The organism is Streptomyces sp. NPDC003027 (assembly GCF_053591435.1).
On record NZ_JBSFTU010000031.1, the window covers coordinates 30,918 to 44,930 of the forward strand.

The following is a 14,013-nucleotide window of genomic DNA, read 5'->3' on the forward strand; positions in this document are numbered from 1 at the left end:
CCATGACGACAGGCGCACCGCCCCCTCTCGCCCCCAAGCGCTCCCGCGCGCGTACGTTGCTCCCGTTGGCCCTCGCCGTCTGGCTGGTCCTGGAGATCTGGCTGCTCACGGTGGTGGCCGGAGCGGCCGGCGGACTGACCGTCCTCGGCCTGCTGGTCGGCGGCGCCGTCCTCGGCGCCGTGGTGATCAAGCGGGCGGGCCGGCGTGCCTTCAAGAACCTCACCGAGACCTTCGAGCGGGCCCAGGCGGCGGCCCGCACCGGGCAGCCTCCCACCGCCGCCGACCGGGTCGGCGCGGAGGACCGCAACGGCTTCCTGATGCTGGGCGGTCTGCTGCTGATGCTGCCGGGGCTCGTCTCCGACGTGGCCGGGCTGCTGCTGCTCGCCCCGCCGGTCCGCTCGCTGCTGGGACGGTACGCCGAGAAGGCCGTGGAGCGCCGGATGGGCGCCGCCCCCACCGGAAGCCTCCAGGACGCCTTTCAGCAGGCCCGTATTCACCGCCCGGACGGCAAGGTCGTCCAGGGTGAGGTCATCCGCGACGACGCGCCCGGGAGCGACACCGGGCGGGCCGACGAGCCCCGCCCGCCGCTGACGCCCTGAGCGCTTCCCGGCCACGCGCGAGAACGCCGCGGGGCCCGGTACACAGATCGTGTACCGGGCCCCGCGGCGTCGCTTCGGACCGCGCCGTCCGCCTATGCGGACTTGCGGCTGTCTCGCGGATGGACGGCGATGTTCATGGCGCCGGAACGCAGGACCGCCAGCCTCTCGGCCAGCACCTCCTCCAGCTCCTCACGCGTGCGCCGCTCCATCAGCATGTCCCAGTGCGTACGCGCCGGCTTGCCCTTCTTCTCCTCGGGGCCGTCCCCGTCCACCAGAAGTGCCTGGCTTCCGCAGACCTTGCACTCCCACTCCGGCGGAATTTCCGCTTCCACCGAGAAGGGCATCTCAAAACGATGGCCCTTCTCGCATGCGTACTCCACGGCCTGGCGCGGGGCCAGATCGATGCCGCGGTCGGTCTCGTAGCTGGTCACCACGAGGCGCGTGCCGCGAAGAGCTCGCTCACTCATGAATCGTGCCTCCCGGGCTTGTCGCCCACAGGACAGGTGTCGCTGTCGTCGTCATCCGGTCAACGTCCGGTCGGCGGTAAAGATTCCCGTTCCGGGTCATGCGTCGCCCGTCGTGCCGCCCCTTGTTCTACCCACCAGTGCCCGGTTTGTCACATCTGGGCAGCAGATGTCACCCAGCGCTTTCACTAAAGCAGCACGCAGTAACGGTCCGCCTGGCAGGCCAAAGGCGTATACTACCGGCCTTTCACTTCCGCGTCTAAATCCGCTCCGGAACCGGGTTGCCCGCGGCGGCCACGGCACGTCGTACCGGTACCCGCGCGAGCAGGACGAAACCTACCGCGAAGAAGATCACCAGGGAGACGATGGCATCGCGGTAACTGCCGGTCAGCTGGTACGCGAGACCGAACACCAGCGGCCCCAGCCAGCTCAGGCCGCGGTCGCTCATCTCGTAGGCCGAAAAGTACTCCGCCTCCTTGCCGCGCGGCACCAGATGGGAGAAGAGCGAGCGCGACAGCGCCTGGCTGCCGCCGAGGACGAGACCGATCGCCGCCGCCAGACAGAAGAACGCCACCGGCGCGCCGGCCGGCAGGAAGTACCCGGCCGCCAGGATCAGCGTCCAGACGGCCAGCGACACCAGGATCGTGCGCTTGGCACCGTACGACCGCGCCATCCGCCCCATCCCGAGAGCGCCCGCGACGGCGAGCACCTGCACCAGGAGCACCGCCGTGATCAGCGTCGTCTGCTCCAGACCCAGCTCCTCCGAGCCGTAGATCGACGCCTGCGAGATCACCGTCTGCACCCCGTCGTTGTAGACGAGATACGCCAGCAGGAACGACAGCGTCAGCGGATGGCGCCGCATGTCCCTCAGCGTCGCCATGAGCTGCCGCCAGCCACCGCCGACGGCCCCCTCGCCACTCGTCTCCCGCACCCTGCGGTCCCGGAGCCTGCGCAGCGGTACGAGCGTGAAGGCGCCCCACCACACCCCGGCCGAGGCCAGGCAGATCCGTACCGCCGTCCCCTCCGACACACCGAAGGAGTCGTGCCCCGAGTACAGGACCAGGTTGAGGACCAGGACCAGGGCCCCCGACGTATAGCCGAAGGCCCAGCCGCGCGAGGAGACCGCGTCCCGCTCGTCCGGCTCGGCGATCTGCGGCAGATAGGCGTTGTAGAGCACCATCGAGACGGCCAGCGAGGCGTTCGCGACGATCAGCAGGAACGCGCCGAGGAGATACCGGTCGCCGTCCAGGAAGAACATTCCGGTGGTGGCCGCCGCGCCCAGATACGCCGCGACGGCGAGCAGCGGCTTCTTCCGCCCCGTGCGGTCCGCGGCCGCGCCCACCAGCGGCATCACGCACACCGCCACCACGATCGAGGCGGAGACGGCGTAGGCGAACAGCGAACCCGCCCGGACCGGGATCCCCAGCGGGTGGACGAAGCCCTCCGCGTCCGCCGCCGCCTTGGCGACCGAGGTCAGATAGGGGCCGAGGAACACGGTGAGCACGCTGGTCGAGTAGACCGAGCACGCGAAGTCGTAGAAGTACCAGCCGCGTTGTTCGCGCCTGCGGTCGGCGGGATCGGCGGTGTGCTCCTCCGGCTCGGCGGTGTTGGCGGTCAAGGCCGCGCCCCCTCGTTCGTCCCCGTGGCGGGACGCGCGCTCAGACCCACACCCCCCGGTCGGTGAGCACCGCGCGCAGCGTCTCCAGATGATCGGTCATGATGCCATCCACCCCCAGGTCGAGGAGAGAGTTCATCCGCTCCGGATCGTTGACGGTCCAGACGTGCACGTGCAGGCCGCGCGCGTGCGCCTCGCGGACGAAACGCCGGTCCACCACGCGAATCCCTCCCTGGCTCTCCGGCACCTGGGCGGCGACCGCGCCCGCGCGCAGCGCCGCCGGGATGCCGAAGGACCGCAGCCGCAGCCCGAGCACGCCCTTCACGCCGTACGAGGTGGCGAGCCGCGGCCCCGCCAGGCGCTTCGCCCTGGCCACCCGCGCCTCGGTGAAGGAGCCCACGCAGACCCGGTCCCAGGCGCCCGTCCGCTCGATCAGACCGACCAGCGGCGCCAGTGACGACTCCGCCTTCAGATCCACGTTCCAGCGGGCCTCGGGGAACTCCTCCAGGAGCTCCTCGAAGAGCGGGAGCGGCTCCTTGCCGGCCACCCGCGCCTCCCGGACCGCGTCCCACGGCAGATCGCGGATCCGGCCGGTCGCGTCCGTGACCCGGTCGAGCGTCGCGTCGTGGAAGGCGACCAGCGCCCCGTCCGCGGTGGTGTGCACATCGGTCTCGAAGTAGCGGTAACCGGCCGCCGCGGCCCGCCGGAAAGCGGCCGCGGTGTTCTCCAGGCCGTCCGCCGAGCCGCCGCGGTGGGCGAACGGGATGGGCGACGGGTGGTCGAGATAGGGGTGGCGTACGCGAGTCACCGCCGCAGTATGGCCTGCTCGGGTGTCCCGGAGGCGACCACGGTGCTGCACGCGTTCCGCTCGGGGACGGCGAACCGGCGCAGGAAGAACTGGGCGAGGGGGCCGATGGACAGCGCGTACAGGACCGTGCCGGCCCCGACCGTGCCGCCGAGCGCGAAACCGGAGGCGACGACGGCGACCTCGAGCGCCGTACGCACCAGGCGGATCGAACGGCCGGTGAGCCGGTGCAGACCGGTCATCAGTCCGTCACGCGGACCGGGGCCGAAGCGGGCGGCGATGTAGAGCCCCGTCGCCAGGCCGTTGAGGACGATGCCGAGGGCCATCAGCGGGATCTGCCCGGCCAGGCCGTGGACGCCGGGGACGAGCGCGAGGGTGCCGTCCATCGCCACCCCGATCACGAAGACGTTCGAGACGGTGCCCAGCCCGGGCCTCTGCCGGATCGGGATCCACAGCAGCAGCACGATCGCGCCGACGACGATCGACACCGCGCCGATGGTCAGCCCGGTCCGCTCCGCGAGACCCTGGTGGAGCACTCCCCAGGGCTCCAGGCCGAGCCCGGCGCGCACCAGGAGCGCCGAGCTGATCCCGTACAGCGCCAGTCCGGCGTACAGCTGCGCGAGCCGGCGGGTGAGGTGCCGGCCGCGCAGGCTCGTGGTGAAGGTCGTGATGGACAAGCGAGTGCCCCCTGTGTGGTGATGGTGGACTGACCCATGACACTCTGTGGCGGGGGATCGCATACCAACCATGGCCAATTCGAGGAAGGTGGACTGGATTCCATGGCTCAGTGGACTTCGGCGGTCGGGCCGGCTCAGTTGGCCCGCCAGCTTCAGGCGCAGCAGCCCCGTCCCGCCGGACCGGGCACGCGCAAGCCGCCCGCCTACCGCGCGCTGGCCGACGGCATCCGCCTCCTCGTGCTGGAGGGCCGGGTCCCGGTCGCCGCGCGGCTGCCCGCCGAGCGGGAGCTGGCGCTGGCGCTGACCGTGAGCCGTACGACGGTGGCGGCGGCGTACGAGGCGCTGCGCGCCGAGGGGTTCCTGGAGTCGCGGCGCGGCGCCGGCAGCTGGACCGCCGTACCCGCGGGGAACCCGCTGCCCGCGCGCGGGCTCGAACCGCTGCCGCCCGAGTCCCTCGGCTCGATGATCGACCTCGGTTGCGCGGCGCTGCCCGCGCCCGAGCCGTGGCTCACGCGCAGCGTCCAGGGAGCCCTGGAGGAGCTGGCGCCGTACGCCCACACGCACGGGGACTACCCCGCGGGGCTGCCGGCGCTGCGGCAGATGCTCGCCGACCGGTACACCGAGCGGGGCATCCCGACCATGCCCGAGCAGATCATGGTGACGACGGGCGCGATGGGCGCCATCGACGCCATCTGCCACCTCTTCGCCGGGCGCGGCGAGCGGATCGCCGTCGAGTCGCCGTCCTACGCCAACATCCTCCAGCTGATGCGCGCGGCGGGAGCCCGTCTGGTGCCGGTCGCCATGGCCGAGGGGCTGACCGGATGGGACCTGAACCTGTGGCGTCAGGTGCTGCGCGACGCCGCTCCGCGACTGGCGTACGTCGTGGCGGACTTCCACAACCCGACGGGCGCCCTGGCCGACGAGGACCAGCGGCGACAGCTGGTGGACGCGGCCCGGTCGGCCGGCACGGTCCTCGTGGTCGACGAGACCATGTCCGAGCTGTACCTGGAGGACGACCTGGTGATGCCCCGGCCGGTCTGCGCCTTCGACCCGGCGGGCTCGACGGTCCTCACGGTCGGCTCGGCCAGCAAGGCGTTCTGGGCCGGCATGCGCATCGGCTGGGTGCGGGCCGCGCCCGACGTCATCCGCTCGCTGGTCGCGGCCCGGGCCTACGCCGACCTCGGCACCCCCGTCCTCGAACAGCTCGGTGTCAACTGGCTGATGCGGACCGGCGGCTGGGAGCAGGCCGTCACCATCCGCCGCGAACAGGCCCGGGAGAACCGCGACGCGCTGGTCGCCGCGGTGCGGGCCGCGCTGCCCACGTGGGAGTTCGACGTCCCGCGCGGCGGCCTGACGCTCTGGGTCCGCACGGGCGGTCTGTCGGGCTCGCGCCTGGCGGAGGCGGGGGAGCGGGTCGGCGTACGGGTCCCCTCGGGCCCCCGCTTCGGAGTGGACGGCGCCTTCGAGGGCTACATCCGCCTGCCGTTCACGGTCGGCGGCCCCGTCGCGGAGGAGGCGGCCTCCCGCCTCGCGGCCGCGGCACGCCTGGTGGAATCGGGCGCGGGGGCGGCGACGGGGGCGGAGCCGCCGAGGACGTTCGTGGCGTAGGGAGCGGCCGGGCGGTCAGGGGGGATCCTGGTTGGTCCGTCGCGTCGGGCATGCGGAGGGCCGGTGCGGACGGTCGTCCGCACCGGCCCTCCGGCCGTACTTCCGCTCAGCCCTCCGCCGGGACCGGGGCGTGGCGCGGTGCCGGTCCCGCGTCGGGGGCGCGCCGTGGCGCGGGGCCGGGGTCCGGGGCATGGACGGGGGCCGGTTCCGGCTCCGGTGCGGAGCCGGGGACGGCCTCGACCGCCGCCGCCGTGGCGGTCTGGCGCTCCGGGAGCAGCTCCAGGACGGCCTGGCGGTGCGCCTCGCTCGTCGCGTCGTCGTACGGGTCGGGCGTCGCCGGCACCTGGAGCCGCAGCACCGGGCCCGTACCGAGGCGGGCGTAGCCGCGGCCCGGCGGGACGACCGGGATCGGGGTGGTGTGCGGCTCGACGCCGAGGACGGACTCGATCTGCTCCCGGGACGTGGGGCCGAGCACGACCCGGGCGCGGGTGTGCGTGCGTACCGCCTCGCTCAGGGAGTCCACGCTGTCGAACTGCTCGGTCACCACGACCGTGACCTGGGCGGCCCGTCCGTGCCGGAGCGGTACCTGGAGCAGGTCCTGCGGGTCGGTGCGGCCGTCGGCCGCCGCCAGGTGCCCGAGGATGCTCGGCCGGTCGAGGAGGATCCACAGCGGCCGCCGGGTGTCGTCGGGGGCCGGATGGCCCGCCTGCCGGGCCCGGTTCGCCGCGATCAGCCGCCGCTCGGTCTCGTGCGCGGCCCACTCCAGGCTCGCCAGCGCCCCGGCGAGACCGCACTCGACGGCCAGGACCCCGGCGCGGCCGGTCAGACAGGCGTACTCGCCGGTGCCGCCGCCCTCGATGATCAGCACATCGCCGTGCGGCAGGGCCTGCAGGGCGATGGAGCGCAGCAGGGAGGTCGTGCCGCTGCCGGGCTGTCCGACGGCCAGCAGATGCGGCTCGGTCGAGCGGGGCCCGGTGCGCCAGACCACCGGGGGCGCGTCGGCCGGGCCGTCGGCGGTGAGCACCGGCACGGTCCGCTGCACGGCGCCCGCGTCGGTGAAGCCGAGGACCGTCTCGCCCGGCGCGGTGACGAAACGCTGTGCGGCGATCGTGGTGGGCAGGGCGGGCAGCACGCTCATGACGAGCTGGTTGCCCTCCTCGTCCCAGTCGAAGAGGTACTCGCGCCCGCGCCCCGACTTGGCGCGCAGCAGATGCTCGATCCGGGCGCGTGCGGCGGCCTCCCCGTCGGTGAAGTAGGCGGGGTACTTGATCCGCAGGCGGGTGAGGCGCCCGCCGTCGTCGAAGGCGTGGTCGTCGAAGGCGCCGCTCCAGTCGCCGCCGTGGGCGAAGAGCGGGGCCGGGTCCTCGGGGACGGAGAAGTACGGCACCAGCGCCTCGTACAGGCCCTTGAGCCGCTCGGTCTCCGCCTCGTCGGGTCCGGTCCTCACGACCGGACGCTCACGCCCCTTCCACGCGGCCGCCGCCATCACCGAGACGAGCGCGAGGAGCGGCCCGTACGGCAGGAGGGCGACAACGAGAACGCAGGCCGCGACCAGGAACAGCGTGGGACCGCGCCGCTCCTTGGGAGTGGCGGCCCACCTGGCGCGCGCGGTCGCGGCCAGCCTCCGCAGACCACGTGTGATGGTGATCAGCGGATGGAGCACATCGGTGGCGCTGTCGGCGGCCGTGCGCGCCATCTCTCGACTGCGAGCGATCTGGGCGCTGCCGCTGCTCAGAATGCGGGGGAGTGGTCGCCGGGCCACGTCGTACTCCTGGAGTTGTGGAAGGGGCTGAGGGGCGTCAGAAGTTGATCCCGCCCAGGAGGCTGGCGAGACTCTGGCCGCCCGCGGTGATGCTGGGGGCGATGGCGGTGCCGGCGAGGTAGAACCCGAAGAGCGAGCAGACGAGGGCGTGGGATGCCTTGAGGCCGTCCTTCTTGAAGAACAGGAAGCAGATGATGCCGAGCAGGACCACGCCTGAGATGGACAGGATCATGAGGAGTTCTCCTGGTTGAGGGGACAGTCACCATGAGTCCTTCCAAGTTCACAGGAAGTATCTATATGATTAAAGGTGCATACGGGTGAAAGGCGGGCGATTTCACTTGGTTGGCGGAGGTGGGTGACTCGCCGGCCCGCCGAAAGCGCCGAGCGCGCGAGCCGGGGCGGGCTTCGCGCCGGGCCGAGCTGCGGTGATCCTTGCCTCGGACGGCCCGCTCCATGTCGCGGCACGGGCAGTACCCTGTCGATTCACTCGTACGGCCGCGCTTGCCGTGTGCAGGTCAACGGCGGTGCGAGTGCGGCACGAGCGGACCGAAGAACGAGAAGAACGAACGGAAAGGCGTACACGTCGATGAGCGAGACTCCGGACCCCGAGGTCATCGAGCTGGCCGGCAAGGTCTTCGACCTGGCACGCACCGGGGACGCCGAGACGCTGGCCGCCTACGTCGACGCGGGCGTCCCGGCGAACCTCACCAACGACAAGGGCGACTCCCTCGTCATGCTCGCCGCCTACCACGGTCACGCCGACGCCGTGGCGGCCCTGCTCGCCCGCGGCGCCGACGCGGACCGCGCCAACGACCGAGGACAGACCCCGCTCGCCGGCGCCGTCTTCAAGGGCGAGGACGCCGTGATCCGCGCCCTGCTCGCCGGCGGGGCAAATCCGGAAGCAGGCACTCCGTCCGCTGTGGACACCGCGCGGATGTTTGGGAAGGCCGAACTCCTGGAACTCTTCGGCTCCTTGTGAAGCGGCGGGCAACGGACGCCGAACGCCAGGTGAGAGCGGTGTCGTAAATGTGGTCGCGGTGGCGAAATGGCTGGGTCATCATGACGTCGGGCCCGCAGGGGGCCACCGACGAGAGGCAGAGGAAGATGGTCAACACCAAGCGAAGGACGACGGGCGGCCCTCCATGTTGCTGCGCGGCCTAGGCGATCACCAGTACCCGGTCTCCCCGGGTTCGTCGACAGCTTGATGTGAGGCATCCTCCATGTTCGATCCAGTCATAGCGCCGAGCGGCACGCTGCTCGGCCTGCTGCAGAGGGGCCGCGGCGACGGCACCCTGCACGCGCTCGCCGCGCCGCGCGCCGAGGCCCTCGCGGCCCTGAACCACTGTGTTCTCCACGACCCCCGCCACGACTGGCAGGTCGAGAACCGCTCCCTCTACTACGCACGCCTGTACCTCGACCTGCACGGCGGGCTCGAGGAGATCGAGAGCCACCTCTTCGGGGCCGAGGACCACTTCGACACCGAGGAGAACAGGACCGGGCTCGCGCTCGCCGTCCTCGGACACCTCGCCTCGTACGGCCGCCAGGACGCCCTCGTCCTGCTCCGGCGGTACGCCGCGACCGGCGCCAACTGGGCATGGGCGCTCGACGAGCTCGCCCTGCGCGACGACGACGCCGGACTGCGTGCGCTCGCCGTGCCGGTACTCGCCCGCTTCCCGGCCACCCCGGAGGGCGACGCCGAACTGGCGAGCACCGTACGGGACGCCTTCGAGCCCCGGCCGTGGCGGCTGTGGGCCGAGGACGCGCGCGACGCCGTCGGAAGCCGGATCAGGGCCGCCCGGGAACAGGGCTCCTTCGACCGCTGGCAGCGCCAGATGCGTCCGAGCGGGCCGCGACCCGGCTGGAGCGTCCAGGCGGTCTTCGACTGGGCCCAGGAAGGCCTGGAGCGCGGCGCCGTCCTGCACGGACCGGCCGCCCGCTGCCTGACCGCCGTCGCCGGGCCCGAGGACCGGCCGGCCATCGTCGAGGCCGCCCGCAGCGGTCCCGACGGGGCGCGCTGCGCCGCGCTGCACTACCTCGCCGAGGCCATGGACCCGGCCGTCCTCGACCTCATCGAGGCCGCCGCCGGCGGTGGCTCCCGTACCGTCTCCGAAGCCGCTGTCGCGGCCTTCGAGCGGATGTGCGGCCCCGCCGCCGTGGACCGCGCCCGCGGCTGGGTCCACCGGCCCGACGCGCTCGGCGCCGCGGCCGCCGGCCTCCTCGCCTGTCGAGGCGGTGCCCAGGACGCCCCCCTCGTCCTCGGCGCCCTCCGCGAGACCGTCCGGGCCGAGGGCCCCGACGCCACCGCCCTCTACACCCTCGTCGACGGCGCCGGACGCCTCGGCATCGCCTGCGCGGCCCCCGTGCTGCGCCACGTCTACCGGGAGACGGCCTCCTCCCAGCTGCGCGGCCGCACGGCCCGCGCCCTCGCGGCCACCGACCCGACCTATCCGACCGGCTTCGCCGTGGAATGCCTCTGGGACTGCGAGGAGACCACGCGCGAGATCGCCGCGCTGCACGCCGAGACCGGCGACGTACGGGTGGCCGAGCGATTGCGGCGCCTGGCCGCCGACCCGGCCGAGGAGGCCGAGGTCCAGACGGCCGTACGCAACCGCATAGGGCCGGACCTCCAGGTCTGACGCCCCCGCCCCCGGGGCGGCGCGGCCTGCGGCGGGGAAGCCCCGCCGACGTGGCCCCGCCCCGGGGGACGGACACCGGCGGCGGGGGCCGTGGGCGCTGGGCGCCCCCCGGCAAGGGTGACGGCGAGGGGAATCCCCGCCGCCTCCGCCGCCGTGTCCCCTGAGCGTGCGGCGGCCACAATGGGGAAATGAGCGGGCGCTGGGAGTTCTGGATCGACCGCGGCGGCACCTTCACCGATGTCGTCGGCCGGCGGCCCGACGGCCGGCTCGTCACCCGCAAGCTCCTCTCCCACGACCCCTCCCGCCCCCACGACGCCGCCGTCGCCGGAATCCGGCTCCTCCTCGGGCTCGGCCCCGACGAACCCGTCCCCGCCGACGAGATCAGCGTCGTCAAGATGGGGACCACCGTCGCCACCAACGCCCTTCTGGAACGACGCGGCGAGCCGACCGTCCTCGTCGTCACCGAAGGCTTCCGCGACGCGCTGCGCATCGCCTACCAGAACCGGCCCCGCCTCTTCGACCGCCGCATCGTGCTCCCCGAGGCCGTCCACGAACGGGTCGTCGAGGCACCCGAGCGCGTGGACGCCCACGGGCACGTGGTGAGACCGCTCGACGAGGACGCCGTCACCGAGGCGCTGAAGGCGGCCCACCGCGACGGATACCGCTCCGTCGCCGTCGTCCTCATGCACGGCTACCGCCACCCCGACCACGAGGCCCGGATCGCCGGCATCGCACGGGCGCTCGGCTTCCCGCAGGTCAGCTGCTCCCACGAGGTCAGCCCACTCGTCAAACTCGTGCCCCGGGGCGACACCACCGTCGTCGACGCCTACCTCTCCCCGATCCTGCGCCGCTACGTCGACGAGGTGGCCCGCGAACTCGCCGGAGTACGGCTGATGTTCATGCAGTCCAACGGGGGCCTGCGCGAAGCCGCCCACTTCCGCGGCAAGGACGCCGTCCTGTCAGGTCCGGCCGGCGGGGTCGTCGGCATGGCCCGCACGTCCGGGCAGGCGGGCTTCGACCGGGTCATCGGCTTCGACATGGGCGGCACCTCCACCGATGTGTCGCACTACGCCGGCGAGTTCGAGCGTGAACTCGGTACACAGGTCGCGGGCGTCCGCATGCGGGCGCCGATGATGAGCATCCACACCGTCGCCGCGGGCGGCGGCTCCGTCCTCCACTACGACGGGCGGCGCTACCGCGTCGGCCCCGACTCCGCGGGCGCCGTCCCCGGACCGGCCTGCTACCGCCGCGGCGGCCCCCTGACCGTCACCGACGCCAATGTCATGCTCGGCCGTGTCCAGCCCGCCCACTTCCCCGCCGTCTTCGGCGAGACCGGCGACCAGCCGCTCGACACCGCCGTCGTACGGGAGCGGTTCACGGCCCTCGCCCGGCGGATCGGCGGCGGCCGCACCCCCGAGCAGGTCGCCGCCGGCTTCCTGGAGATCGCGGTCCTCAACATGGCCAACGCGGTCAAGAAGATCTCCGTCCAGCGGGGGCACGACGTCACCCGCTACGCCCTCACCAGCTTCGGCGGCGCCGGCGGCCAGCACGCCTGCGCCGTCGCCGACGCCCTGGGCATCGACACCGTCCTCGTACCGCCGCTGGCCGGTGTCCTCTCCGCGTACGGCATCGGCCTCGCCGACGCCACCGCCATGCGGGAGCGGTCCGTCGAGGCGGAGCTCGACGGACCGGAGACGCACGCGCGCGTGCGCGCCCTCTGCGCCGAACTCGCCGACAGCACCCGGGCGGAGCTGCGCGCGGACGGTCTCGCGGACTCTGCCGTCACCACCCACGCGCGCGTACTGCTGCGTTACGCCGGCACGGACGCGAGCCTCCCGGTCGATCTCGCCTCCCCGGAGGAGATGACCGCCGCCTTCACCGCCACCCACCGCGCGCGGTACGCCTTCACCATGGACAGACCCCTGGTCGTCGAGGCGGTCTCGGTGGAGGCCGTGGGTCTCGCCGGGCCCCATGGCCCGGTGGCCGTCGACGCGGGGGACCGCGCGAGGGAGCCGGCGGCCCGGGCGACGGTACGGATGTACAGCGGCGACGGCGCCGCGGACACGCCGCTGTACCGAAGGGAGGACCTGCGCCCCGGCGACACCGTCACCGGCCCCGCCGTCCTGGCCGAGGCCGACGCCACCACCGTCGTCGACGCCGGCTGGCGGGCGACCGCCGCGGACGGCGGACACCTCGTCCTCGCGCGCGTGCTGCCCCGGCCCGCGCGCGTCGCCGTCGGCACGGAGGCCGACCCGGTCCTCCTGGAGGTCTTCAACAGCCTCTTCATGGCGATCGCCGAGCAGATGGGCGTACGCCTGGAGAACACCGCCCACTCCGTCAACATCAAGGAGCGCCTCGACTTCTCCTGCGCGCTCTTCGACGCCGACGGCAACCTCATCGCCAACGCGCCCCACATCCCCGTCCACCTCGGTTCGATGGGCGAGTCCATCAAGGAGGTGCTGCGCAGGCGCGGCGACTCACTGCGCCCCGGCGACGTCTACGCGATCAACGACCCGTACCACGGCGGCACCCACCTCCCGGACATCACGGTGGTGACACCGGTCTTCGACGACACCGGGGCCGAACTCCGCTTCCTGGTCGCCTCGCGCGGTCACCACGCCGAGATCGGCGGCATCACCCCCGGCTCGATGCCCGCGTTCAGCCGGACCGTCCACGAGGAGGGCGTCCTCTTCGACGACTGGCTTCTCGTACGGGACGGACGGCTGCGGGAGGCGGAGACGCGGGCGCTGCTGACCGGCGCGCGGTACCCCTCGCGCGACCCGGACACCAACCTCGCCGACCTGCGCGCCCAGATCGCCGCCAACGAGAAGGGCATCGAGGAACTGCGCAAGACGGTCGACCAGTTCGGCCTCGACGTCGTGCACGCGTACATGCGGCACGTCCGTGCCAACGCCGAGGAGTCCGTCCGGCGGATCGTCGCCCACCTGCGCGACGGCTCCTACCGCTACGAGACCGACAGCGGCGCGATCATCCAGGTCGCCGTGCGCGTCGACCGCGAACGGCGCTGCGCCGTCCTCGACTTCACCGGCACGTCGCCGCAGCGGCCCGACAACACCAACGCGCCCACGTCCGTGGTCATGGCCGCTGTCCTGTACGTCTTCCGCACTCTCGTCGACGACGACATCCCCCTCAACAGCGGCTGCCTGGAGCCCCTGGAGATCAGGGTCCCGCCCGGCTCGATGCTCGCGCCCGCCTACCCCGCCGCCACCGTCGCGGGCAACGTCGAGACCTCCCAGGCGATCACCGGCGCGCTGTACGCGGCCCTCGGCGTCCAGGCCGAGGGCTCGGGGACGATGAACAACGTGACCTTCGGCAACGCGCGCGTGCAGTACTACGAGACGGTGGCGAGCGGCTCCGGCGCGGGCGAGGGTTTCGACGGAGCCGACGCCGTCCAGACCCATATGACCAACTCCCGGCTCACCGACCCCGAGATCCTGGAATGGCGCTACCCGGTACGCGTGGACTCCTTCGCGGTACGCGGCGGCAGCGGCGGGGCAGGCCGCTGGCGGGGCGGCAACGGCGCCGAACGCCGGATCCGCTTCCTGGAGCCGATGACCGTGGCCCTGCTGACCGGCCACCGCCGGGTGCCGCCCTACGGCATGGCAGGCGGGGCACCGGGCGCGCTCGGCGAGAACACGGTCGAACGCGCCGACGGCACCGTCGAGTGCCTCGGCGGGGTCGACGCGGTCGACGTGGGACCGGGCGACGTCCTCGTCGTGCGCACCCCCGGCGGCGGGGGATACGGGCCCCCGGACCGGCACACCCCCGAGCCGCGCACCGGAGGCGGCTGCGCGCCCGTGGAGCGCTGATGCGCGACGGCACGCCG

The 14,013-nt window shown here is 73.1% G+C and carries 11 protein-coding genes; 5 read left to right on the plus strand and 6 right to left on the minus strand.

Annotated elements, in window-relative coordinates; translation table 11 throughout:
* The first annotated feature begins 2 nt into the window (after positions 1 to 2).
* On the plus strand, positions 3 to 599 hold the full coding sequence (fxsA, locus tag ACWDX6_RS21640) for an FxsA family membrane protein (protein WP_451486517.1): 597 nt from the start codon (positions 3 to 5) through the stop codon (positions 597 to 599).
* Positions 600 to 691: 92 nt separating this feature from the next.
* Here fxsA and ACWDX6_RS21645 read toward each other — a convergent pair whose 3' ends face one another.
* The 4 genes from ACWDX6_RS21645 to yczE all read right to left on the minus strand — a co-directional run bounded on the left by ACWDX6_RS21645 (position 692) and on the right by yczE (position 4,232).
* Positions 692 to 1,066 (minus strand): RNA polymerase-binding protein RbpA, encoded by a 375-nt coding sequence (locus tag ACWDX6_RS21645; RefSeq protein WP_026278069.1) that lies wholly within the window; start codon positions 1,064 to 1,066, stop codon positions 692 to 694.
* 256 nt (positions 1,067 to 1,322) lie between these two features.
* Positions 1,323 to 2,681 carry an MFS transporter gene (locus ACWDX6_RS21650; RefSeq protein WP_451486518.1) on the minus strand — a complete coding sequence of 453 codons (1,359 nt, stop codon included), beginning with the start codon at positions 2,679 to 2,681 and terminating at the stop codon, positions 1,323 to 1,325.
* A 40-nt stretch (positions 2,682 to 2,721) separates the two neighbouring features.
* The gene (locus tag ACWDX6_RS21655; protein ID WP_451486519.1) at positions 2,722 to 3,486 is read right to left on the minus strand and encodes a glycerophosphodiester phosphodiesterase family protein; all 765 of its coding nucleotides are present in this window, start codon (positions 3,484 to 3,486) and stop codon (positions 2,722 to 2,724) included.
* A complete protein-coding gene (yczE, locus tag ACWDX6_RS21660; protein ID WP_451486520.1) occupies positions 3,483 to 4,232 on the minus strand; it encodes a membrane protein YczE in 750 nt (249 codons plus the stop codon). The genes ACWDX6_RS21655 and yczE overlap by 4 nt, the downstream gene beginning before the upstream one ends.
* 30 nt (positions 4,233 to 4,262) lie before the next feature.
* Between yczE and ACWDX6_RS21665 the strand changes: the two genes are divergently transcribed.
* Positions 4,263 to 5,768 (plus strand): SCO1417 family MocR-like transcription factor, encoded by a 1,506-nt coding sequence (locus ACWDX6_RS21665; protein ID WP_451486521.1) that lies wholly within the window; start codon positions 4,263 to 4,265, stop codon positions 5,766 to 5,768.
* A gap of 106 nt (positions 5,769 to 5,874) precedes the next feature.
* Here the strand turns inward: ACWDX6_RS21665 and ACWDX6_RS21670 are convergent, their stop codons facing one another.
* Positions 5,875 to 7,530, minus strand: a complete 1,656-nt coding sequence (locus ACWDX6_RS21670) for a hypothetical protein (RefSeq protein ID WP_451486522.1) — start codon at positions 7,528 to 7,530, stop codon at positions 5,875 to 5,877.
* Between the two features lie 37 nt (positions 7,531 to 7,567).
* Complete coding sequence (locus ACWDX6_RS21675) at positions 7,568 to 7,762, minus strand: hypothetical protein (RefSeq protein ID WP_158985291.1); 195 nt, start codon at positions 7,760 to 7,762, stop codon at positions 7,568 to 7,570.
* Positions 7,763 to 8,116: 354 nt separating this feature from the next.
* On the opposite strand from ACWDX6_RS21675, the gene ACWDX6_RS21680 reads away from it, so the two are divergent.
* The 3 genes from ACWDX6_RS21680 (at position 8,117) to ACWDX6_RS21690 (ending at position 13,996) form a co-directional block, all read left to right on the plus strand.
* Complete coding sequence (locus tag ACWDX6_RS21680) at positions 8,117 to 8,509, plus strand: ankyrin repeat domain-containing protein (RefSeq protein ID WP_451486523.1); 393 nt, start codon at positions 8,117 to 8,119, stop codon at positions 8,507 to 8,509.
* Between the two features lie 241 nt (positions 8,510 to 8,750).
* Entirely contained in the window at positions 8,751 to 10,166 is a 1,416-nt protein-coding gene (locus ACWDX6_RS21685; protein WP_451486524.1) for a HEAT repeat domain-containing protein, read from the plus strand.
* A 188-nt stretch (positions 10,167 to 10,354) separates the two neighbouring features.
* A complete protein-coding gene (locus tag ACWDX6_RS21690) occupies positions 10,355 to 13,996 on the plus strand; it encodes a hydantoinase B/oxoprolinase family protein (protein ID WP_451486525.1) in 3,642 nt (1,213 codons plus the stop codon).
* Positions 13,997 to 14,013: the final 17 nt, after the last annotated feature.